Consider the following 21,904-nt stretch of genomic DNA (forward strand, 5'->3'; position numbering starts at 1 on the left):
TCATACCTTCTTTCTGAGAGATGCGAAGTAGCTTGAAAACAGGCCGCGCGCCGCCATGACGACAATCATCAGCACACCCCAGAGCGCCGTTGCCAGATGCTGGTTGGCGCCGAGAAGATTGAGGCCCGACGACAGGAGCTGCAGAACGATGAGCGCGACGAAGACCGGCAGCACCCGACCGAAACCGCCGAACGGATTGATGCCGCCGAGGAATGCAGCCAGCACCGTGATCAGCAGATAGGATTCCCCGTGGCCGACACGGACGGAATTGAAACGGGCAAGCATGATGATGCCGGCAACCGCACACATCAGACCCGATAGCGTGTAAACGAGAACCTGGATCTTGCGCGTATTGAGGCCGGAATAACGCGCGGCTTCGATGTTCGAGCCAATCATCAACAGGCCGAAACCAAGCTTGGTGCGCGTCAGCAGCACATGCCAGAGCCCGACGCAGACGATGAAGATCAGAAGCGGGACCGGCAGACCGAGAAGCGTGCCGTGACCGAGCGGCGCCATATAGGCGGGGAAACCCGAGACATCCCCACCACGGGTGAGAAACTCACCCAGTCCACGCAAAAAGATCATCATCGACAGCGTCACAAGGATCGGATGGGCGCGGGTGTAGGCGATCGCCGCTCCTGTCATCGCGCCGGCAGCGCCGCCGGTTGCGAGTGCGGCAAGGCAGGCGAACAGGAAGGCGCTCGGCGGCGCATCCACGCCGCCATGGGCCTGCAATACCCAGGCTGCGGCAAGACCTGACAGGTTGGCGGCGAAGGTGACGGACAGATTGATGCCGCCCGTCAGAAGCGGCAGCAGCATCGCCAGTGTCAGCAGGCCGAGTTCCGGCAGCTGGAAGGCGACCGAACCGAATGTTGCGAGCGAGAGAAAGTTATCGGCAAAGGTTCCGAAGATGAGCATGACAGCGATGAAGGCAATCACCGGCCCGGCCATGTCGGCACCGAAAATCGCGTTGAATTTCCGAACGAGACTGCTCATTGCTGGGCGCTCCCCTTTTTCGTGGATGTGCGAAGCGCACTCGGCAGAAGCTTGTCGAACCGGGTGGAAGAGAGCGTAATGGCGATGAGAATGATGGCCCCGACGATCATCTTGAAGGCAAAGGGGGAAACGCCCATCAGGTTGAGGCCGTTCTGGGTGATCGAGACCATCAGCACGCCGAGCACGCAGCCGATGACCGACCCCTTGCCGCCGCCAAGCCGCGCGCCGCCGAGCACGGTGGCTGCAAGAACATCCAGCTCGCGGCCATAAAGCGCGTTCGGCACCACCTCCTGCGCATAATGCGCCTGCATGAGCCCGGCAATGCCCGCCATCAGGCCGAGCCAGCCGAAAGAAATGTAATGCATCGCGCCGATATTGATGCCGAAGCGGCGAGCGCCTTCCGGGTTGTCGCCGAAAGCATAGAGTTTGCGCCCGACGGTGGTGCGGGAAATCATGAACCAGGTGGCGACACAGCAGAGGATCATGACGACAACGGGCAGCGTCAACTCCACCCAGGAACCGTCAGACATCTCACGCTCATAAAATACCACCCGCGTCGACAGCCACTCCGGCAGGTCGTAGATCGACACGCCCTTGGTGAAGAACATCAGCAGCCCGAAGAAGATGTTGAAGGTGGAGATGGTCGCAACGATGGAAATGATGTTGAGCCGCCAGACGAGGAAGGCATTGACGAAGCCGAGACTAAGGCCAACCGCGCCGGCGATGATGAAACCTTCCGCCCAGTTGCCGCCGCCGAGCGCATTGAGCGCCAGCACCGTCACATACTGGACGACGGAGGCCGCGACCGCGAAGGAGATGTCGATGCCGCCTGAAATCAGCACCACGAGCAGGCCAACCGCGAAGATGATATTGACCGCCGAGACATTCAGCACGTCGAATGCATTGGAAATGGTGAGAAAGCGGTCTGTCGCAAAGGACAGTCCCGTGCAGAGCAGCACCATGACCACAAGCAGGGTGAATTCGGTCGTATGTCCGAGGATGAGCCTACGCATAGATGGCGGACTCCAGTTCGGTAAGCGACAGGCGTCGCGGATCATAGGTGGCGTGGAACCGGCCTTCGACCATGTGGATGACCCTGTCTGTATTGAAATAAACTTCCGGCGCTTCGTCGGAGATCACGATGATCGAGAGACCTTCTGCGGCGAGCTTGCGGACGATTTCGAAGATGCCGGCGCGGGCGCCGACATCGACCCCCACGGTCGGCGCATCGAGGATGAGGATTTTCGGCCCGATCGCCAGCCACTTGGCAATCGCCACACGCTGCTGATTACCGCCAGATAGCGTGCGGATCGGATCTTCCGGCAGGCCGATCTTGACGCCGAGAGCCGAAATCCAGCGGGAAACGACATCCGCCTTTTTTGACGGCGAGATCAGGCCGCCGCTCAGCAAGCGGTCGAGCGAGGCCATGACGAGATTGTCGGCGATGGACTGCGGCTGGTTCAGACCAAGCGAAAGCCGGTCCTCGGAAAGATAAGCGACGCCCGCCCGGATCGCATCGCGGTTGGAATGGAAATCCACCTTCTTTCCATCGATGAGGACTTCACCCGATTGCGCCCGATGCATGCCGAACAGCGTCAAAGCCAGTTCCGTGCGGCCGGCTCCCAAAAGACCGGTTATGCCGAGCGTTTCTCCGCGCCGCAGATCGAACGAAACATCTTCGAATTCGCCGGCCCGGCTCAGCCCGCGCACCGAGAGAACAACGGGTTTGTCATCGTGGTCAGCGGCGATGACGGCGCTGTCGAAATTGCGGCCGGTCATCAGCTCGGTCACCCGCGACTGGGTCATGCCTTCAACGGGAAAGACACCGACGAGCGATCCATCCCGCAGCACCGTGATGCGGTCTGAAATCTCCAGCACTTCCGCAAGGCGATGCGAGACGAAGACGACCGCCACACCCGAGGCAGAGAGGTTGCGGACGATGTCGATCAGATAATCGGTTTCGGACTGCGTGAGCGACGCGGTCGGTTCATCCATGAAAACGAGCCGCGCTTCGCCGACCAGCGCGCGGGCAATCGCCACGATCTGACGCTGGGCGATGGGCAGTTCCTTGAGCGGCTTATCAAGATCGATCTCGACGCCGAGCCGGGCCAGCGCCTTTTCGGCCGCCTGTTCGATGGCGCGTTTGTCGACCAGCCCGTATTTTCCATTCACCGCGTACTGGAAGCCGATATTCTCAGCCACCGTCATTTCATCGAACAGCGCCAGATCCTGCCAGATCACCTGAATGCCAAGCGATTGCGCAAGCGTTGGGGTCATTGTGGCTATCGGCTTGCCGTCGAAATAGAGTTCGGCGTCGCTTTCGGGCGTATAAACGCCTGTTATGACCTTGATCAACGTGCTTTTGCCACAGCCGTTTTCGCCGGCAAGGCAATGCACTTCCCCCGGATTGACCTCGAAGGAAACACCCTTCAGCGCGCGGACGCCGCCGAAGGTGACTTTGACATTTTTGAGGGACAGGAGCGGTTCTGCGCTCATGATAACGTAAATCTCCTTCCGCCGCGAAAGCATTGCAGACGCGGCGCTCGGCATGTTTTTCCAGATGAGGCGTCGCGCGCGTATCGCACCCACGCGACGCCCTTGGCCTTGGGGAGGATCAGAGGCCCATGGAAACGAGCTTGTCGATGCTTTCCTTGTCGATCTTCAAAAGCTGGTCGACAACGATGGTGTTACCTTCGGGATTGATGGTGCCGAGACCTTCGATATTGTCGCCGGCCTTGGGCGTCTCGCCCTTGGCGATACGATCGGCGAGGGTGATGAAGACTTCACCGGCCTGTTTCGGGTTCCACATGAAGCCCCCCGTCAGCGCGCCTGATTTGATGAGCTTTGCGCCCTGCCCCGGCGAGAACGGGCCGATGACGAAGACCTTGCCATCCTTGCGCCGCTCTTCGACGGCGCGGCCGGCGCCGATCGGTCCCTGCGAACCGAAGGCGAGGAAACCACTCAGGTCGGCATTGGCGGACATCAGGTCAAGCGCCGTCGAACGGCTCTTGTCGAGGTCTTCAGCGACACCGTAGCGATCGCCGACCAGCTTCATGTCGGGATAATTGGCCTTGATATAGGCGATGGCTGCATCCGCCCAGGCGTTATGAAGCGGAACCGTAAGCGAGCCGACGAAAACGGCATAGGAGCCCTTGCCGCCCATCTTTTCCGCCAGGAGCTTGCCATGCGCTTCACCGAAGCCTTTGGCGGAGGCGAGCTCGAAATCCCAGTCAGCGCCAAGCTGCTTGGGCGATTCATGGGTGATGACCTTGATACCGGCGGCCTGGGCCTTTTTCAGCACCGGCTCCAGCACCTTTGCATCATTCGGCACGACGCCGATAAAATCGACCTTCTGGGCGATCAGGTCCTCGATGGCGCGAACCTGCAGCGCCGGGTCGGCGCTGGTCGGGCCGACCATGAAACCGTCAACGCCGAGCTTCTTGCTCTGCTCCTTGATACCGGCCTCCATGGCGTTGAACCACGGGATGCCGCCGATCTTGACGACGACGCCCACCTTCGGCCCTTCGGCAAAGGCTGCGGACGAGAGCAGCGCGAGCGACAGGCCGACCGCTGCAGCAATAATTTTCTTCATGATGTTCCTCCTCAAAAAATTGGGCAAACGAAACCCGCCGCAGCCATTTTTCATCGGGCGCGTTCAAAATTTCTCATCTCGCTTATTCGAGACTCTCCCTTGCCACTCCCACAGCAACCATCTTGCACAATCGATATTGCCAAATTGCACAATCGATGGTGCAATAACCATATCATGAAGCGCCCTTCCGTCAAGGGGATGTGTGCTCTAATAATTGGAATCAGTTGGGGAGATCACAGTGACGGGTATAAGTTCCAAGAAAGCCACCATTTATGACCTGTCGATATTGTCGGGCGCATCAGCCTCGACAGTGAGCGCGGTGTTGAACGGATCATGGCGCAAACGGCGGATTTCGGAGGAGACTGCGGATAAAATTCTCTCGCTCGCCAAGGCGCATCGCTACACCACCAACCTGCAGGCCCGCGGCCTGAGGAGTTCAAAATCCGGTCTCGTCGGGCTCCTGGTGCCCATTTATGACAACCGGTTCTTTTCATCGATGGCGCAGACATTCGAAGGGCAGGCGCGCAAGCGCGGCCTGTCGCCCATGGTGGTCTCCGGGCGGCGCGATCCCGAGGAAGAACGCCGCACCGTGGAGACGCTGATCGCCTATTCGATCGATGCCCTCTTCATTGCGGGCGCGACCGATCCCGACGGCGTGCACCAGGTCTGCGCCCGCGCAGCATTGCCGCATGTCAATATCGACCTTCCCGGCAAATTTGTACCCTCCGTCATTTCCGACAACAGGCACGGTGCGGAAATACTGACATCCGCAATCCTTGCCCATGCGGAAAAAGGCGGGCCTCTCGGCCCTGACGACGTCATCCTGTTCGGCGGCCACGACGACCACGCCAGCCGCGCCCGTATAGATGGCTTCCACGCCACCAAGGCCGCCTATTTCGGGGTCGATAACGGGGACGATATAGAGATCACCGGCTATTCGCCCCGCATGACGGAACTGGCTTTCGAACGTTTCTTCGAACGCAGGGGCCGCCTGCCCCGCTGTTTCTTCGTCAACTCCTCGATCAATTTCGAAGGCCTGCTTCGTTTCATGGGGCGTCATGACGGTGAGGCCTTCGGCGACATCGTTGTCGGCTGCTTCGACTACGACCCATTCGCATCGTTCCTTCCCTTTCCGGTCTACATGATCAAGCCCGATATAGCGCAGATGCTCGACAAGGGTTTTGAACTTCTGGCAGAGAACCGGACCGACCCCGAGGTGATCATTATCGAACCGACGCTCATTCCGCCGCGAACCGCTCTCGAAGGCCCGCTCGACGACATATGGGACCCCGTTGCATTGCGCCGCATGGCGCAATGAACGTGCGAAATGCCGCTTGACCTCAACAGCGCTTGAGGTCGTACCGATTGCATGGCGCTTCACCATTGCAACGGGATAGTGATGATAGAAAAACTCATGAAGATGCTGGAAGACGGACGGGATAGTCCGCTGCTGCGCTTTTCAATCGCGAAGACTCTGGCGGCCGCAGGGCAATTCGAAGATGCCGCGCATCATCTGCAGGAGGCTGTGCGGCAGGATCCCGATTATTCGGCGGTCTGGGCCGAACTGGGCGAATGCCGCGCACGGCTGGGAGATGACGACGGCGCCATTGCGGCATGGGTGGAAGGCATGTCGGTGGCCATCAGGCGAGGCGACATTCAGGCCAAAAGGCAGATGGAGGTGCGGCTTCGACGTTTGCGGTCGCGCACCCTGAAGGGCGTCAGTTGACGAGACGGGTATCAAGATGCAGCCGGTCGCGTCGTTGCCAGCGATCGAGCCCATGCGCAAAAATTTGCCGGAAGGTTAGCCAGATTTCATAAAACTGGCTATGATCCCCGGAAAAATCACGGGAGGCGGCTGTCGAGGGCCGGTGATTTATGGGTTTTTCGGATCACATCAAGGAAATCGAGCACGTCGGACAGGGCAGGAATACTGGCCGCGATGCGGTGGTGCTTGAATCCTGGCGGCGTTGTCTCGATACCTATCAGCTTGATCCGGCCAAGGCCCGCGAAGCGGTCATCGTTTCCGAAACATGCCTGCGCGAGCATCGCCAGCGGGCGGAAGACCTCGTCCACATCGCCCGTTCCGGCCTGGAGCGGCTGTATCGGCAGGTGGCCGAGCAGAATTACGTTCTTCTTCTGTCGGATCAGCAGGGGGTGACGGTCGAGTTTCTGGGCGACCCGTCATTCAACAACAATCTGCGCAAGGCCGGGCTTTACCTCGGCTCGGAATGGTCGGAACCGCGTGCCGGCACCTGCGCCGTCGGCGCGTGCATCGCCACCGGCGAAGCGCTGACGATCCACCAGACCGATCATTTTGATGTGACGCATACGCCGCTTTCCTGCACCGCAGCCCCGATCTACGATACGCAGGGTGCATTGACGGCGGTGCTCGATATTTCACTCCTGAGTTCCCCCATCCTCAAGACGAGCCAGAACATGGCGCGTCATCTGGTTTCATCGACCGTGCGAAGGATCGAACTGGCAAATCTGATGGCCAGCAGCCGCCATGATCTGGTGCTGCGCTTTGCGGGCGCGCCCGAATTTCTGGATGTCGACCCCGAAGCGGCCCTGTCCGTCGATGGCTCCGGCCGGATCACGGGCATGACGCACGCCGCCGCACGCCTTCTCGCCGCATCGCGCGGGTTTGACTGGCGCATGCCGGAACGCCTCCTCGGAGAGCGCGTGGAGGAGTTTTTCGAGGCTGGCTTTGACGAGCTTGCCTCCCTCACCCGATCAAGCCTGCCGCAGGAGAGGCGCATCGTCGTGAAGGACGGCACCGTGCTTTATGCGCACGCGATCGAACCACAGCAGCGCCGGTCGACCGTGCCGCTTGCCCGTCTGAAATCCCAGCCGGTTATGGAAGAGATCGGCGGCGATGGGCCGGCGGTTCGAAACCTCAGGCGCAAGGTGGAAAAACTGGCGCCTGCAAAATTGCCGATCCTGCTGCAGGGCCAGACCGGAACCGGCAAGGAACATCTCGCCCGCATCATTCACGACACCAGCGGCGTTTCCGGCCGCTTCGTCGCCGTCAATTGCGCCGCCATTCCCGAACAGCTGATCGAAAGCGAATTGTTCGGTTATCTGCCGGGAGCCTTCACGGGGGCGCTGGCGAAAGGACGCAAGGGGCTGGTGGAGGAGGCGCAGGGCGGGACGCTTTTCCTCGACGAGATCGGCGATATGCCGTTTGCGGCGCAAAGCCGGCTGTTGCGCGTATTGGCCGAAGGCGAGATCCTGCCCGTTGGTGGCTCCACACCGCAGAAGGTGGATTTCAGGGTGATTTCTGCCTCGCACCGCCCGTTGAGCGACATGGTGCGGACAGGTGATTTCCGCGAAGACCTCTATTATCGCCTGAATGCGGCTGTGTTGACCTTGCCCGCGCTTTGCGAGCGCGACGACTTCCCCTGGCTTCTCGATAAGCTTCTGGAAAAACATGGGCTGCCGGGTCGTCCTCTGACGCTCTCCAACGCCGCCCGGATGTTGATCCTTGGCCATTCCTGGCCCGGCAACATCCGCGAGCTGGACAATGCCATAGCCTTTGCCGCCGCCCTTTGTGATGACGGGCTGATTACGGCGGAAGACCTTCCCGATCATCTGGTCTCCGCAACCTCAGCCCCCATGATCGACAGTCACGGCGCCGATCTCGGCGCGCTTCTCGCCGCCTGCAACGGCAATGTGTCGGAGGCCGCACGCCGGCTTGGCATCGATCGCACGACGATGCACCGGCGGATGCGACGCCTCGGCATCGGAAAACCTCACTAGAAAAGGTGAGGCACGCGCCACGGCTGTTGCGCCACAGCTGTGGCGTCATACAAAACCGGCATTCTGGTAAAACCCTGCAATTTCGGGCTTCCGGCACGGCAAACCGTGCTGGCACGGGCATTGCACCTTCTCTGGCATCAGGAGCCATCGAGGAGAGAACATGCGCGCGCTCAGATTTCATGCAGCCAGGGACCTGCGGGTTGAAGACATTCCCGAGCCGAAACGGCCGGGGCCGGGACAGGTTCTTGTCCGCAACCGATTCGTCGGCATCTGCGGCACCGATCTGCATGAATATAGTTACGGTCCGATCTTCATCCCCACCGAACCGCACCCCTTTACCGGCGCACATGGCCCGCAAATTCTCGGTCACGAATTCGGTGGTGTCGTGGAGGCCATCGGCGAAGGCGTCACCTCGGTCGGCGTCGGTGATCGCGTCTCGATCCAGCCGCTCATCATGCCGCGATCCGGTGACTATTTCGCCGACCGTGGCCTCTTTCATCTGAGCACGCAGCTGGCGCTGGTCGGTCTCAGCTGGGACGGCGGCGGCATGGCGCAGGCAGCACTCGTCAACGAATATAACGTTCAGAAGATTCCCGACGAGATGACCGATGAAGAGGCCGCACTCGTTGAACCCTCAGCGGTTGCTGTCTATGCCTGCGACCGCGGCGGCGTCACCGCCGGCAACAGCGTTCTGGTCACGGGCGCCGGCCCGATCGGCATGCTTACGCTTCTGGCAGCGCGTGCGGCCGGCGCTGCCCAGCTCTTCGTGTCCGATCTCAATGACGCCCGCCTTGAGCTTGCCCGCAGCATCGTCCCCGACGTCATCACCATTAACCCGAAGCGCGACAATGTCGGCGATGTCGTGCGCGCAGCAACGGAAGGCGAGGTCGGCTGCGATGTCGCCATTGAATGCGTAGGCAATGAACATGCGCTCAAGGCCTGCGTCGATGCGGTGCGCAAACAGGGCGTCGTCGTACAGACCGGCCTGCATCCGCATGAAAACCCGATCGACTGGTTCCAGGTGACATTCCGCGATCTGGAGATCAAGGGCTCATGGGCCTATCCGACCCATTACTGGCCGCGGGTCATCCGGCTCATCGCCTCCGGTCTGCTGCCGGCGACGAAGATCGTTACCAAGCGCATCACGCTCGATACGGCCGTGTCTGAGGGCTTTGATGCCCTGCTCGACCCCGCCGGCACCCATCTGAAGATCCTGATCGATCTTTCGAAATAGGCCTACCTCCCAAGGCATGCCGGGAGAGGAGCCCGGTATGCCGAGGGCACAGGCTTTCGGGGCGGCGATTTTACCGCTCCACCTATCAGACCAAGCACCATGGAGGAGATGAATATGCTTGATGTCAGTCCCGCCACCAAAATCGACACGGTTCTTTCCAAGCTCGGTAATGCGCTGGAAAATGGAGACATAGATGCGGCCGTCAACCTGTTTCAGGCCGATTGTTACTGGCGCGACCTCGTAACCTTCACCTGGAACCTGAAAACGCTGGAAGGCCGTGAGCAGATCCGCGACATGCTGACGAGCCAGCTTTCCGCCATCAAACCCTCGGGCTTGGTGCAGGATGTGAAGGAGCAGGCCTCGGAAGGCGATGGCGTCACCGAAGGCTGGTTCGAGTTCGAGACTGGTGTCGCCCGTGGTTACGGCCATATCCGCCTGAAGGACGGGCTGATCTGGACCCTGCTCACCACCATGAGCGAACTGAAGGGCCATGAGGAACCAAAGGGCATCCGCCGCCCGATGGGCGCGGAGCACGGCCACGATCGCAACCGCCGGACCTGGAAGGAAAAACGCGAAGCCGAAGCCACCGAACTCGGCTATTCGGAGCAGCCCTATGTCGTCATTATCGGCGGCGGACAGGGCGGCATTGCGCTCGGCGCGCGGCTTCGCCAGCTCGGTGTGCCGGCGATCATCATCGAGAAGAATGAACGGCCCGGCGACAGCTGGCGCAAGCGCTACAAGTCGCTCTGCCTGCATGACCCCGTCTGGTACGACCACCTGCCCTACATTCCGTTCCCGGAAAACTGGCCCGTCTTCACGCCGAAGGACAAGGTGGGAGACTGGCTGGAAATGTACACAAAAGTCATGGAGCTGAATTATTGGGGCTCCACCACCTGCAAGTCCGCCCGATATGATGAGGCGACGGGCGAATGGACCGTGGTTGTCGACCGCGCCGGCAAGGAGGTCGTGCTGCGGCCGAAACAGCTGGTGCTGGCGACAGGCATGTCAGGCAAGGCGAATATCCCGAAATTCCCCGGACAGGATGTCTTCAAGGGCGAGCAGCAGCACTCCTCGCAGCATCCGGGTCCGGACGCCTACGCCGGCAGGAAGGTCGTGGTGATCGGCTCCAACAACTCGGCGCATGATATCTGCGCAGCGCTCTGGGAAGCGGGCGCCGACGTTACCATGCTGCAGCGGTCCTCCACCCATATCGTCAAATCCGACTCGCTGATGGATATCGGTCTCGGCGACCTCTATTCCGAGCGGGCGGTGGCAAACGGCATGACCACGCGCAAGGCCGATCTTATCTTCGCCTCCCTGCCCTACAGGATCATGCATGAGTTTCAGGTTCCGGTTTACGACCGCATTCGCGAACAGGACGCCGATTTTTATGCCGCGCTTGAGAAAGCCGGTTTCATGCTCGATTTCGGCGATGATGAATCCGGCCTGTTCATGAAATATCTGCGGCGTGGATCGGGTTATTACATCGATGTCGGGGCCTGTGACCTCGTGATCGACGGCTCGATCAAGCTGAAATCCGGGGTGGATGTCTCGCACCTGACGGAGAATGCCGTGGTGCTGAAAGACGGCACGGAACTGCCTGCCGATCTGGTGGTTTATGCGACCGGCTATGGTTCGATGAATGGCTGGGCGGCCGATCTCATTTCGCGTGAAGTGGCCGATAAGGTGGGCAAATGCTGGGGCCTCGGTTCCGACACCACCAAGGATCCCGGCCCATGGGAAGGCGAGCAGCGCAACATGTGGAAGCCGACACAACAGCAGGCGCTGTGGTTCCACGGCGGCAACCTGCATCAATCGCGGCACTATTCGCAATATCTCTCGCTCCAGCTCAAGGCGAGACAGGTGGGCCTGAAAACGCCCGTTTACGGCCTTCAGAAGCCGCATCATATGTCCTGACCTGGACGGAGTTCCGGCCCGTCTCGATGAGGCGGGCCGGGGATTTTTACGACTGGGACTTCTCGGATTGCCAGAACCGGTAAAGCTCCGCGACATTGCCGCTGGTCATGAGCGGCATTGCCGCCTTCAGCTGCTCCGCCGGCCAATCCCACCATTTCATCTCGAGCAGGAGGGCGATGCTGTCATCATCGAACCGCCTGCGGATCGTCTTTGCGGGATTGCCACCGACGATGGCATAGGGCTCGACATTCTTCGTCACCAGCGCCCGCGTTCCGATCACCGCGCCATCACCAACCGTGACGCCGGGCATGATGATCGCTTCCGAGCCTATCCAGACATCGTTACCGATGACGGTATCGCCCGCCGGCAGATAACCATTCCCGGCATTTTCGAATTCTGGCACCTCGGGCATGAAGAAAAACGGGAAGGTGCTGATCCACTCGTTGCGATGGCCCTGATTGCCCGCCATGATGAAGGCGGCTCCCGAACCGATCGAGCAGAAGCTTCCGATCACCAGCCTGTCCGCGCCTTCATCCGACAACAGATAACGGGCGCAGTCCTCAAAGCTATGGCCGTGATAATAACCGGAATAATAGCTGTATTTCCCGACCACGAGGTTCGGGTTCTTGACCTGCTTGTCAAGCGTGATGCCCCGGAACGGGCTTTCGAAGTAATTTTCCATTGGAGTAATCTCACTACATATCTTCGCATTCGCTTGCCTCAGGGCAAGCCGACGCCGAGCGCCAAGCCTGTCGGCTTTTCGCTCGATGCTCCTCACGCGGCGGCGGGAGCTAGATGCAGGTGATACTCGAGGCTTTTATCATGCAGTCTGGTTATCGCAAAAATCGGAGAAGGCCAAGCCAAGACATGTTTGAAGCCTGCAATGCCGAAATCCCGGCGGCACATAAAGTAACAGCGGAGATCTCTCCCCGCTGTTGTCGTTGGTTCGGCATTTTCACTGCATCGCCGGCGCGGGCGTCCCTGGCCCGCACACCGCGATGGTCCTGGCCTTAGTAGTGGACCGACTGGGAATCGATCGGCGTTACCTTCGGCGGGGCGAACTTCGTCAGGTCGATCCCGTCTACAGCGGAGCGATACTCCTCGATACTCGGCGTGCGGCCGAGGATGGCCGAGAGCACCACGACCGGCGTGGAGGCCAGAAGCGATTCACCCTTCTTTTCGGCGCTGTCTTCAACGACACGTCCCTGGAAGAGACGAGTGGACGTCGCCAGAACCGTGTCGCCCTTTGCCGCCTTTTCCTGGTTGCCCATGCAAAGGTTGCAGCCCGGACGCTCGAGATACAGGATGTTTTCGTATTCGGTGCGGTTGGACGTTTTCGGATTGACGTCATCGAACTCGAAGCCGGAATATTTCTGCAGGATTTCCCAATCCCCTTCCGCCTTCAGCTCATCGATGATGTTGTAGGTCGGCGCGGCGACGACGAGCGGCGCCTTGAACTCGACCTTGCCTTCGGCCTTTTCGATGTTCCGCAGCATCTGCGCGACGATCTTCACGTCACCCTTATGCACCATGCACGAGCCGACGAAGCCGAGATCGACTTTCTTGGCCGCACCGTAATAGGATACCGGGCGGATTGTGTCGTGCGTGTAGCGTCTGGAGACGTCGTTGTTGTTGACGTCAGGGTCGGCGATCATCGGTTCGTTGATTACGTCGAGATCAACGACGACTTCGGCGAAATATTTCGCGTTGGCGTCCGGCTTCAGAGCTGACTTTTCACCTGAACGGATTTCCGCAATGCGTTGATCTGCCTTGTCAATCAGACCCTTCAGCGTCTGTGCGGCATTGTCCATGCCCTTGTCGATCATGATCTGGATGCGCGACTTGGCGATTTCCAGCGACTCGATCAGCGTCTCGTCTTCGGAAATGCAGATCGACGCCTTGGCCTTCATCTCGGCTGTCCAGTCGGTGAAGGTGAAGGCCTGGTCCGCCAGAAGCGTGCCAATGTGGACTTCGATGATACGGCCCTGGAAGACGTTGTCGCCGTGCTGCTGGAGCATCTGCGCCTGCGTGGCGTGCACCACGTCGCGGAAGTCCATATAGGGCTGCATCGTCCCCTTGAAGGTGACCTTGACCGACTGCGGGACCGGCATGGTCGCCTCGCCCGTCGCCAGCGCCAGTGCTACGGTGCCGGAGTCAGCGCCGAAGGCCACGCCCTTGGACATGCGGGTGTGGCTGTCGCCGCCGATGATGATCGCCCAGTCATCCACGGTGATGTCGTTCAGCACCTTGTGGATCACGTCCGTCATCGAATGATAGACGCCCTTCGGGTCGCGCGCGGTGATGACGCCGAAATTATGCATGAAGGACATAAGCTTCGGAATATTCGCCTGCGCCTTCTTGTCCCAGACGGAGGCGGTGTGGCAGCCCGACTGATAGGCGCCATCCACCAGCGGCGAAATGACGGTGGCCGCCATCGCTTCCAGTTCCTGCGCGGTCATCAGGCCGGTCGTATCCTGCGAGCCTACGATGTTGACCTTGACGCGAACGTCCGAGCCGGCGTGCAGAACCTTGCCGGGGGTTACACCGACAGCATTGCGGTTGAAAATCTTCTCGACGGCGGTGAGGCCCTGGCCTTCGATGGAGATTTCCTTGTTGGGCGCGAAGACCGGGGTGGCCTCGACGCCGAGCGTTTCAGCGGCAAACGTCTGGAGCTTCTTGCCGAAGACGATGGCGTAAGAGCTGCCGGCCTTCATGAACTCCATCTTCTGGGGCGTGAAGGAAGAGGCGAGATCCACCAGTTCCGTGCCGGTCTCGTCGCGCAGCTTGCGGTTCTTGGCATCGATCTTGAGGACCGTGCCCGTTTCAACCGAATATTTCTGCTCGAGGATCGGATTGCCGTCGTTGTTGAGGATCGGCTTGCCGTCTTCGCCGAGCTTCTTCACCCAGTTCTTGAGGTTGATGCCGATGCCGCCGGTCACATCGACAGTGGTGGCGAAAATCGGCGAAATGCCGTTGGTGCCGGCGACGATGGGGGCGTAGTTGACGAAAGGCACATAGGGGCTGGCCTGCTTGCCGGTCCACAGCGCCACATTGTTGACGCCGGACATGCGCGACGAACCGACGCCCATCGTGCCCTTTTCGGCAATCATCATCACCCGCTTGTCCGGATGCTGCTGCTGCAGCGCGACGATTTCCGCCTGCGCTGCCGGCGAGATCATACACTGGCCGTGCAGCTGGCGGTCCGAGCGCGAATGCGCCTGGTTGCCGGGGGACAGAAGGTCGGTGGAAATATCGCCTTCGGCGGCGATGAAGGTGACGATCTTGATCTCGTCTTCAACATCGGGAAGCTTGGTGAAGAATTCGGCCTTGGCGTAGCTTTCCAGCACGGCCTTGGCGATGGCGCTGCCTGCCTTGTAGGCGTCGCGCAGGCGGAACATGTCGGCATCGTAAAGGAAGACCTGTGTCTTCAGCACTTCGCCGGCCTCAGTGGCAATCGCAGCGTCGTTACCGAGCGCGATATCGAGCAGTACCCTGATCGACGGGCCGCCCTTCATGTGCGACAGCAGTTCCAGCGCGAAGGAAGGCGTGATTTCCGGCACGATCGCTTCGCCGAGAATGATCTGCTTGAGGAAGTCAGCCTTGACGCCAGCGGCGCTCGTGGTGCCTGGCAGGGTGTTGTAGATGAAGAATTTCAGAGCGTCAGTGCGGTGCTCGCTGCCGGCATCCTTGATCAGCTCGATAATCTCGGCCGTCAGTGCACCGTCGTCAATCGGCTTGGGCGCGAGACCCTGTGGTTCTCTGCTTTTGATTTCAGCCAGGTAATCCAAGTAAAGGTTCATCGCAATCCCAACGTCAAGATGTCTATGGAGCCGGTACAGAGCGCCACTGAACGGTACTGTTAATCGGCCCGGGTTTCTATTGTTTCGAGTACGCCAACCGGGGCCGGCTGACAAGATGTCGCATTCCAGTAAAGAACTCGTAGACGGCATTTAGCGTCGATCCTGCGACAGGGATCACATCGCGCCGCTACACTTTTGATTGTGACACCCTCTGCATTTCAGCCAGTGGTTTTTCAGATGATCCTATTAAGGATTTGTTAACCAAATCAGTACGAGTATTAGATTATTCTAATTACCCGTTATTGGCGTAATTCCATGTTGCGCACCGGAAAATCGACAGCGCAGCAGCTTGGGGAGGCAGCATGAAGTTTGCAGCATCAGGCTATTTATTATCATTTGCGGCACTGGTTTTCACACCGGCGTCTGGTATCGCCCAGGTCGCCTCGACGAATTTCACGGTGCAGATCACCATTCAGGCGGCATGCCAGATCAATTCCGCCGGCAATCTCAATTTCGGCACCAATGGCGTAATCGGCAGCAATATCGATGCGACCAGCGATGTTATCGTGCAATGCACGGCCAGCACGCCCTTCAGCCTGGGCCTCAGCGCCGGCGCGGGCTCGGGGGCGACGGTCGCCAACCGTCTAATGACATCGCCCGCCGGCGCGACCATTTCCTACTCGCTTTATACGACTGCGGCACATAGCACGGTGTGGGGGAACACCGTGGGGACGGACCGGCAAACGGGAACGGGAACCGGGGCGCCGCAGACCTTCACTGTCTATGGGCGCGTACCTGCCCAGACGACACCCGCGGTCGGCGTCTATACCGATACGGTGACGGCCACGCTCAATTACTGATCGCCATAGGGAGGATCGCGCATGCGTCTTTTTACCTTAGCGGCTGCGTTTTTTGCCGGTTTGAGTGTTTCACCTTCACAGGCTGCCTCGCTACGGGTCGCACCCGTTCTTCTGGATCTTAAAGCGCCCACGGCGGCCTCCAGTCTTCGCATCTGGAACGATGCGAAAACCCCGATAAACGTGCAGGTTCGTATATTCCGCTGGACCCAGCAGAACGGGCAGGACGTCTATACGGCGGCGCAGGACGTCGTCGCCAGCCCGCCGATGACGCAGCTGAAGGGAGGCGCGGAAAACCTTATCCGCATCGTCCGGCTTTCCAAGGCGCCCCTGCGGGCCGAAGAGAGTTACCGCGTCATCGTCGATGAATTGCCGCCGGCGGGAAGACCACAATCCGGCACGGTCAACCTCGTGGTGCGCCACTCCATCCCCGTTTTCTTCTCGCCCGCCTCCACAGGTGATGCGGAACCGGCCTGGAAGATAACGCCGCAGGGCAATGGCTACAGGGTCTCGGTGTCCAATACGGGCGAGAGGCGGATAAGGATCGCCAACCTGATGCTTTCCGGCGGCAACGGTCAGGCGATTGCCCGGCAGCAGGGGCTGGTGGGATATGTGCTTGGCAAATCCGCCGCAAGCTTTGTGGTTCCGGCAACGGGCGGCAAAAAAGGCGGCGGCACGCTGAAGATTTCGGCAGACAGCGAAGGCGGCCCCGTCAATGCGACGGCGCGCGTCTCGGGCGGCTGACCTTGCCGTTTTGACGATTGCCGCTCTGACGGTCATTTCATCGGGCAGTTTCTCCGTGGCGCAGGATATACCCCCTGCGGCGCAACCAGCCTCTTTTGCCGCAAAAGAAGCGGGACAGTTTCAGCTCGAAGTCTACATCAACGATGTTTCGACAGAACTGATCGCCACATTTCGTCAAAACGACGCCGGATCGTTTCTCATCGAGCCGGAGCAGCTGAACAATATCGGGATTTCTCCGGTCGAAAGCGCGGTCGGCGATGATGGCTGGATAGACATTTCCCGACTGCCCGATGTGGTGGCGCGTTATGATGAAGGCACCCAGTCCATGCATTTCACCCTGCCAATGGCGGCGCGGGCAAACCGGGTGATCGACGCCTCCGGCAAGAATGCGCCGCAAGAGGACGACGAAACGCAGGAAAAGGCCGCGAGCGATTTTGGAGGTGTGGTGAATTACACGATCTATGGCTCCTCCGGTGGCAACAAATGGTCTGACATCGCCGATTTCAACGGTGTCTCGGCCCTCCTGGAAAGCAGGGCCTTCGGTCCGCTCGGCGTGCTGTCCTCGTCACAGGTTCTGAGCACATCCCGCCTGTCGGAGTTCGACACCCAGCGCCTCGATACCACCTGGAGCTATTCGGACGAGGAAACGCTGACGAGCTACCGGGCCGGCGATCTCATTACCGGAGGGCTGAGCTGGACACGCCCGACGCGGCTGGGCGGCGTGCAGATCCGCCGCAATTTCGACCTGCGGCCGGATATCGTCACCATGCCGATGCCGGAATTTGCCGGTTCAGCGGCCGTGCCCTCCACCGTCGACGTCTATGTCAACAATATCCGCCGTCTGTCGCAGGATGTTCCCGAAGGCCCCTTCTCCATCACCAATCTTCCCGTCATCAGCGGCGCGGGCAATGCGAGGCTGGTGGTGCGGGATGCGCTGGGCCGCGAAACCGTATCCGAAACGCCCTTTTATACGTCACCGGACCTGCTGGCGAAGGGTCTCGTCGATTTCTCGGCGGAGCTCGGTTTTGCCCGGCGCAATTACGGAACCTCTTCTTTCGATTACGACGAAAAATTGCTCGGATCGGCGACGGTTCGTTACGGCCTGTCTGATGGCCTGACGCTGGAGGGCCATGCGGAAGGCGGTGAGGATTTCTATAATATCGGCCTTGGCGGCGTCTTCACGCTTGGAGCCCATGGGCTGGCGGCGGTTTCCGGCGCATCCAGCCGCTTTGGCGAGGAAAGCGGCTACCAGCTCTCCGCAAGCGTCGAAGCCGAATTGCTCGGGCTCAAATTTCACGCCCGGTCGCAACGGGCATTCGGCGATTATCACGACATGGCGTCGGTCTCCGCCGACAGCTCGACACTCAGGACGATATCCGGCCTGCTGAGCGCGCGGCCGCCGCGAGCCGTGGATCAGATTTCCGTTTCCACACAGCTTGCTTTCGATGAAACGAGCCTGAACTTTTCCTATACGCAGGTGGAAACCTTCGATGAGCGGAAATCCCGGTTGCTCGGCCTTTCCGCCACGCGGCCGTTCGGCGAGAACGGCAATATCTTCATCACCGCCTATAGGGACCTTGAGGACAGCCAATCCTACGGCGTCTTCGCGGGCCTGTCCTGGTCGTTCGGCGGCGGCGTCTCCGGCTCGGCCGGCATGTCGTCAGATGCGGATGGATATTCGCTGACGGCAGAGATCGGAAAATCCGAAGAGCAGGCCGAGGGAAGTTATGGCTGGCGTCTGCGCGGCTCGACCGGCGGCAATGACATCGCATCCGTTTCCGGCAGTTACCGCGGCAGCGCGGCCCGCGTTTCGGCGGGCGTCGATCAATTCAACCGCACGACACAGGCCTATGCGCAGATCGAAGGATCGATAGCGCTCGCCGGCGGCGATGTCTTTGTCGGCAACCGGATCGATGACGCTTTCGCGGTGGTGGATGCGGGCGCGCCCGGCGTCGATATCCTGCTGGAAAACCGCCCTATCGGCCAGACCAACCGCCGCGGCAAGATATTGCTCCCGAACCTGCGCTCCTATGACGTCAACAACATCACGCTCGACCCCAGCAATCTCCCGGTCGACGCCCGCATCGACCGCACAAAACAGACCGTGACGCCAACGGAGCGGGCGGGAGCGGTGGTCAATTTCAAGGTGGAAACCGAGGGTCAGGTGGCGCTGGTGACGCTGAAAGACGAAAGCGGCCAATTCATCGAAACCGGATCAACAGGCAAAATCGACGGCAAGCGTGATTTCGTCGTCGGCTATGACGGGCAGGCCTATCTCGACAATATCAGCGACACGCATCGCCTCCGCATCATGCAGCCGACGAAAGGCGAGTGCGAGGCGCAGATCACCGTCCCCTCCGCCGGCGAGACGCGCGCAACTCTCGAAACCCTATGCAGGAGCATCCAATGAAGGTCCTGACCCGTGCCGCCCTTGCCATCGCCGCTTTCCTCTCCGCTTCACCGGTTCTGGCGCAAAGCTGCACCTTCAACATGTCGGATATGAATTTCGGCTTCGTCAATCTCGCAGGCGGCAGCGCCGTGGACACGACGGCGACATTGTCTGTCACCTGCTCCAACCCGTTGTCGCTGGCGCTTTCCATCCGCATCTGCCCCAACATCAATGCCGGAAGCGGCGGGCAGTCGGGCGGCATCCGCCGGATGCTTCAGGGCAGCAACATCCTCAACTACCAGCTCTACCAGAACGCAGCGCGGACAACCTCATGGGGATCGGTCACGCAGCCCGCACTCGGCTCGCCTCCGCCGATCGATATGGCGCTGCCGCTTTTGATCAACACCACGAGCCGCACGGTCTATGGCCGGATCAACGCCGGCCAGGCCTCGGCAGTGCGCGGCCTTTATCTCTCCAGCTTTGCCGGCGCAGAAACGAGCTTCACCTATACGAGCTTTACCCTGCTCGCGCCGAGTTGCTCTTCCGTAACCCAGAACCCCACGCAGGTGCCGTTCAACGTGTCGGCCGCAGTGGCGCCCACATGCATCATCTCGGCCCAGAACATCGATTTCGGCAGTCACGGCGTACTGAACACGGCCGTCAATGCGACCGGAGCGATCAATCTGACCTGCACCACCAATCTGAACTACAGTGTGGCGCTCAATGGCGGGCTGAGCAACAGCCCTCCGGCCGCGCGCAAGATGGTGCAGGCGGGCGCATCGATAACCTACGGTCTCTACCGAGACGCGAACCGCACGAATGTCTGGGGAAGTGCCGCGGGGGAGATAGCCACCGGCACCGGCACCGGCAGCCTGCAGACATTGACCGTCTACGGACGCGTCCCGGCGCAGAACACGCCGGCGCCGGGAAACTACTCCGATACGGTGGTCGTGACCGTGAACTACTGAGGGGCCGAACGCACCTCTGACTTTCCAAGTTCCAGCCGCCGATCGATGCCGATGCCGGCGAGAAACGCCTCATCATGGCTGACGACCAGCAAGGCGCCGTCATAGGCCCGAAGGCCAGCCTCCACGGCGACGATGGAATCGATATCGAGATGGTTCGTCGGCTCATCGAGGATCAGCAATTGCGGAGGCTGCGGGCCTCCCAGAACACAGGCGAGACCTGCCCTGAGCATCTGCCCGCCCGAGAGTGTTGCAACGATCTGCAAGGCGGCATCGGCACGAAACATGAAGCGTGCGAGCGCGGCGCGGCAGGCATTCTCCCCCGCCTTAGGGTTAAGACGAAGGAAGTTGTCGCGGATGGACAGGCTCGCGTCGAGCAGGCTGACCTGCTGGTCGAGAAACACGGACTTCACCCCAACATGCACCGTCCCTTCGAATGGCGGTAAGCCCCCCGTGATCACCGAAAGCAGCGTCGTTTTTCCCGATCCGTTCGGGCCGGTCACGGCAACGCGTTGCGGCCCGGTGATCTCGAAGAACAGGTCGCGAAGCACGGGGTGTTCGACCCGATACCCCGCAGTCAGATTTTGCAGGCTCAGAACGGTTTTTGTCGCGTGCAGCCCGCTGGGCGGCAATGTGACACTGACGTCCTGCAGGATTTCGATCCGCTCCCGCGCCGTCTTCAGATCTTCCGTCGCCTCGGCCGTCAGGCGGCTGGCCAGATTGGCGTTGTCGCCGCTCGTCTTTTCGGCACGCCTTTTCATCGCACCGACAAGGATGCGGGGCATGTCGCCCCTCGCCGCCTTTGCAGCACCCCTGCTGTCACGGCGGGCCTTGCGCTCCAGCGCCTCCTGTGAACGGCGCCTGACCTCGGACAGACGCTTTTCCGCATTCGCGAAGTCCTGTTCGGCGGCGGCCAGCTCCAGCGCTTTTTGTGCGCGATAGTAGCTCCAGTTGCCGCCGTAACGGGTTGCCCCGAGCGTGGTCATTTCCACAATCGCATCGAGGGTTTCGAGAAGCTCCCGATCATGGCTGACGACGATCGCTCCGCCACGCCAGGCCGCCAGAAAATCGGCGACGAAAATGCGCCCGTCCCGGTCGAGATTATTTGTGGGTTCGTCGAGGATCAGGAAATCGGGGGCGGCGTGGATCTGCGCCGCAAGTGCGGCCCGCGTGCGCTGCCCGCCGGACAGCGCCGAAAGCGGTGTGGAGGGCAAGGCGTCCAGCCCGACCTGCGCCAGCGCCTCGGCAATTTTGTCCTCCAGCATCCAGTCGATATCTTCAAGCTCTTCGAGAGTGGCCGTTCCCGCCTGCGCACGGGCAAGGACCTCAAGCGCTTCGCGCGCGCCAAACAGGTCGCCGACGGTCTCTTCGGACATGACCTGCACGCTCTGGCGCAGAAGATTGACGCTGCCCGAGACGGAAACCGTGCCCGCGGACGGCGACAGTTCCCCCGCGATCAGTTTCAGAAGCGTCGTCTTGCCGACGCCGTTGCGCCCGACAAGGCCGGTGCGTTCCGCTCCGAAGCGAAGATTGATGTCGGAAAAGAGCGGATGACCGTCAGGTGTGGACCACGAGAGGTCCGAGAGAGTGATGGAATGCGGCATGGATATGGGTTCCCCTGATGACAAGGCGTTGCGGCTTTGTGATCGGG

The 21,904-nt window shown here is 60.5% G+C and carries 16 protein-coding genes; 9 read left to right on the plus strand and 7 right to left on the minus strand.

The genetic code is table 11. The features are described 5' to 3' along the window. The 4 genes from WDZ78_RS19615 to WDZ78_RS19630 all read right to left on the minus strand — a co-directional run bounded on the left by WDZ78_RS19615 (position 1) and on the right by WDZ78_RS19630 (position 4,588). Positions 1-996 carry an ABC transporter permease gene (locus WDZ78_RS19615; RefSeq protein ID WP_020009899.1) on the minus strand — a complete coding sequence of 332 codons (996 nt, stop codon included), beginning with the start codon at positions 994-996 and terminating at the stop codon, positions 1-3. Then, on the minus strand, positions 993-2,009 hold the full coding sequence (locus WDZ78_RS19620; RefSeq protein WP_020009898.1) for an ABC transporter permease: 1,017 nt from the start codon (positions 2,007-2,009) through the stop codon (positions 993-995). The genes WDZ78_RS19615 and WDZ78_RS19620 overlap by 4 nt, the downstream gene beginning before the upstream one ends. Further along, positions 2,002-3,492 carry a sugar ABC transporter ATP-binding protein gene (locus WDZ78_RS19625; RefSeq protein WP_425673960.1) on the minus strand — a complete coding sequence of 497 codons (1,491 nt, stop codon included), beginning with the start codon at positions 3,490-3,492 and terminating at the stop codon, positions 2,002-2,004. The genes WDZ78_RS19620 and WDZ78_RS19625 overlap by 8 nt, the downstream gene beginning before the upstream one ends. A 118-nt stretch (positions 3,493-3,610) precedes the next feature. Continuing rightward, positions 3,611-4,588: a substrate-binding domain-containing protein gene (locus tag WDZ78_RS19630; protein ID WP_003521644.1), complete on the minus strand. Its 978-nt coding sequence runs from the start codon at positions 4,586-4,588 to the stop codon at positions 3,611-3,613. A 238-nt stretch (positions 4,589-4,826) separates the two neighbouring features. On the opposite strand from WDZ78_RS19630, the gene WDZ78_RS19635 reads away from it, so the two are divergent. The 5 genes from WDZ78_RS19635 to WDZ78_RS19655 all read left to right on the plus strand — a co-directional run bounded on the left by WDZ78_RS19635 (position 4,827) and on the right by WDZ78_RS19655 (position 11,498). Beyond that, on the plus strand, positions 4,827-5,906 hold the full coding sequence (locus tag WDZ78_RS19635) for a LacI family DNA-binding transcriptional regulator (RefSeq protein ID WP_026363545.1): 1,080 nt from the start codon (positions 4,827-4,829) through the stop codon (positions 5,904-5,906). Positions 5,907-5,987: 81 nt separating this feature from the next. Then, positions 5,988-6,314 (plus strand): tetratricopeptide repeat protein, encoded by a 327-nt coding sequence (locus WDZ78_RS19640; protein WP_020009895.1) that lies wholly within the window; start codon positions 5,988-5,990, stop codon positions 6,312-6,314. A 149-nt stretch (positions 6,315-6,463) separates the two neighbouring features. Further along, complete coding sequence (locus WDZ78_RS19645) at positions 6,464-8,347, plus strand: sigma-54-dependent Fis family transcriptional regulator (protein WP_425673961.1); 1,884 nt, start codon at positions 6,464-6,466, stop codon at positions 8,345-8,347. 160 nt (positions 8,348-8,507) lie between these two features. Next, entirely contained in the window at positions 8,508-9,581 is a 1,074-nt protein-coding gene (locus tag WDZ78_RS19650) for a 2,3-butanediol dehydrogenase (RefSeq protein WP_425673962.1), read from the plus strand. 114 nt (positions 9,582-9,695) lie between these two features. Beyond that, on the plus strand, positions 9,696-11,498 hold the full coding sequence (locus WDZ78_RS19655) for an NAD(P)/FAD-dependent oxidoreductase (protein WP_425673963.1): 1,803 nt from the start codon (positions 9,696-9,698) through the stop codon (positions 11,496-11,498). A 46-nt stretch (positions 11,499-11,544) separates the two neighbouring features. Here the strand turns inward: WDZ78_RS19655 and catB are convergent, their stop codons facing one another. Both catB and WDZ78_RS19665 read right to left on the minus strand, forming a co-directional pair. Continuing rightward, positions 11,545-12,180, minus strand: coding sequence for a type B chloramphenicol O-acetyltransferase (gene catB / locus WDZ78_RS19660; RefSeq protein WP_425673964.1), 636 nt, complete (start codon positions 12,178-12,180; stop codon positions 11,545-11,547). Positions 12,181-12,508: 328 nt separating this feature from the next. Further along, positions 12,509-15,298: a bifunctional aconitate hydratase 2/2-methylisocitrate dehydratase gene (locus tag WDZ78_RS19665; protein ID WP_425673965.1), complete on the minus strand. Its 2,790-nt coding sequence runs from the start codon at positions 15,296-15,298 to the stop codon at positions 12,509-12,511. A gap of 362 nt (positions 15,299-15,660) precedes the next feature. On the opposite strand from WDZ78_RS19665, the gene WDZ78_RS19670 reads away from it, so the two are divergent. Genes WDZ78_RS19670 through WDZ78_RS19685 form a run of 4 tightly spaced genes read left to right on the plus strand, consistent with a single transcriptional unit; the run spans position 15,661 to position 20,256 of the window. Next, positions 15,661-16,158 (plus strand): Csu type fimbrial protein, encoded by a 498-nt coding sequence (locus tag WDZ78_RS19670; RefSeq protein WP_003505723.1) that lies wholly within the window; start codon positions 15,661-15,663, stop codon positions 16,156-16,158. A 21-nt stretch (positions 16,159-16,179) separates the two neighbouring features. Next, on the plus strand, positions 16,180-16,899 hold the full coding sequence (locus tag WDZ78_RS19675) for a fimbrial biogenesis chaperone (protein ID WP_080867401.1): 720 nt from the start codon (positions 16,180-16,182) through the stop codon (positions 16,897-16,899). After that, the gene (locus tag WDZ78_RS19680) at positions 16,871-19,309 is read left to right on the plus strand and encodes a fimbria/pilus outer membrane usher protein (RefSeq protein ID WP_425673966.1); all 2,439 of its coding nucleotides are present in this window, start codon (positions 16,871-16,873) and stop codon (positions 19,307-19,309) included. Before WDZ78_RS19675 ends, WDZ78_RS19680 begins: the two co-directional genes overlap by 29 nt. Then, positions 19,306-20,256 carry a Csu type fimbrial protein gene (locus WDZ78_RS19685; RefSeq protein ID WP_003505717.1) on the plus strand — a complete coding sequence of 317 codons (951 nt, stop codon included), beginning with the start codon at positions 19,306-19,308 and terminating at the stop codon, positions 20,254-20,256. The genes WDZ78_RS19680 and WDZ78_RS19685 overlap by 4 nt, the downstream gene beginning before the upstream one ends. Here WDZ78_RS19685 and WDZ78_RS19690 read toward each other — a convergent pair. Further along, positions 20,250-21,857 (minus strand): ABC-F family ATP-binding cassette domain-containing protein, encoded by a 1,608-nt coding sequence (locus WDZ78_RS19690; RefSeq protein ID WP_425673967.1) that lies wholly within the window; start codon positions 21,855-21,857, stop codon positions 20,250-20,252. The two genes, WDZ78_RS19685 and WDZ78_RS19690, sit on opposite strands and share 7 nt — an antisense overlap. Positions 21,858-21,904 lie beyond the last annotated feature (47 nt).

The sequence above is a fragment of the Agrobacterium sp. M50-1 genome (genome assembly GCF_049843495.1).
GTDB lineage: Bacteria > Pseudomonadota > Alphaproteobacteria > Rhizobiales > Rhizobiaceae > Agrobacterium > Agrobacterium radiobacter.

Coding starts and splice junctions, on each gene's coding strand:
- WDZ78_RS19615 (WP_020009899.1), bottom strand. CDS start 996: ATGAGCAGTCTCGTTCGGAAATTCAACGCGATTTTCGGTGCCGACATG.
- WDZ78_RS19620 (WP_020009898.1), bottom strand. CDS start 2,009: ATGCGTAGGCTCATCCTCGGACATACGACCGAATTCACCCTGCTTGTG.
- WDZ78_RS19625 (WP_425673960.1), bottom strand. CDS start 3,492: ATGAGCGCAGAACCGCTCCTGTCCCTCAAAAATGTCAAAGTCACCTTC.
- WDZ78_RS19630 (WP_003521644.1), bottom strand. CDS start 4,588: ATGAAGAAAATTATTGCTGCAGCGGTCGGCCTGTCGCTCGCGCTGCTC.
- WDZ78_RS19640 (WP_020009895.1), top strand. CDS start 5,988: ATGATAGAAAAACTCATGAAGATGCTGGAAGACGGACGGGATAGTCCG.
- WDZ78_RS19645 (WP_425673961.1), top strand. CDS start 6,464: ATGGGTTTTTCGGATCACATCAAGGAAATCGAGCACGTCGGACAGGGC.
- WDZ78_RS19650 (WP_425673962.1), top strand. CDS start 8,508: ATGCGCGCGCTCAGATTTCATGCAGCCAGGGACCTGCGGGTTGAAGAC.
- WDZ78_RS19655 (WP_425673963.1), top strand. CDS start 9,696: ATGCTTGATGTCAGTCCCGCCACCAAAATCGACACGGTTCTTTCCAAG.
- catB (WP_425673964.1), bottom strand. CDS start 12,180: ATGGAAAATTACTTCGAAAGCCCGTTCCGGGGCATCACGCTTGACAAG.
- WDZ78_RS19665 (WP_425673965.1), bottom strand. CDS start 15,298: ATGAACCTTTACTTGGATTACCTGGCTGAAATCAAAAGCAGAGAACCA.
- WDZ78_RS19670 (WP_003505723.1), top strand. CDS start 15,661: ATGAAGTTTGCAGCATCAGGCTATTTATTATCATTTGCGGCACTGGTT.
- WDZ78_RS19675 (WP_080867401.1), top strand. CDS start 16,180: ATGCGTCTTTTTACCTTAGCGGCTGCGTTTTTTGCCGGTTTGAGTGTT.
- WDZ78_RS19680 (WP_425673966.1), top strand. CDS start 16,871: ATGCGACGGCGCGCGTCTCGGGCGGCTGACCTTGCCGTTTTGACGATT.
- WDZ78_RS19685 (WP_003505717.1), top strand. CDS start 19,306: ATGAAGGTCCTGACCCGTGCCGCCCTTGCCATCGCCGCTTTCCTCTCC.
- WDZ78_RS19690 (WP_425673967.1), bottom strand. CDS start 21,857: ATGCCGCATTCCATCACTCTCTCGGACCTCTCGTGGTCCACACCTGAC.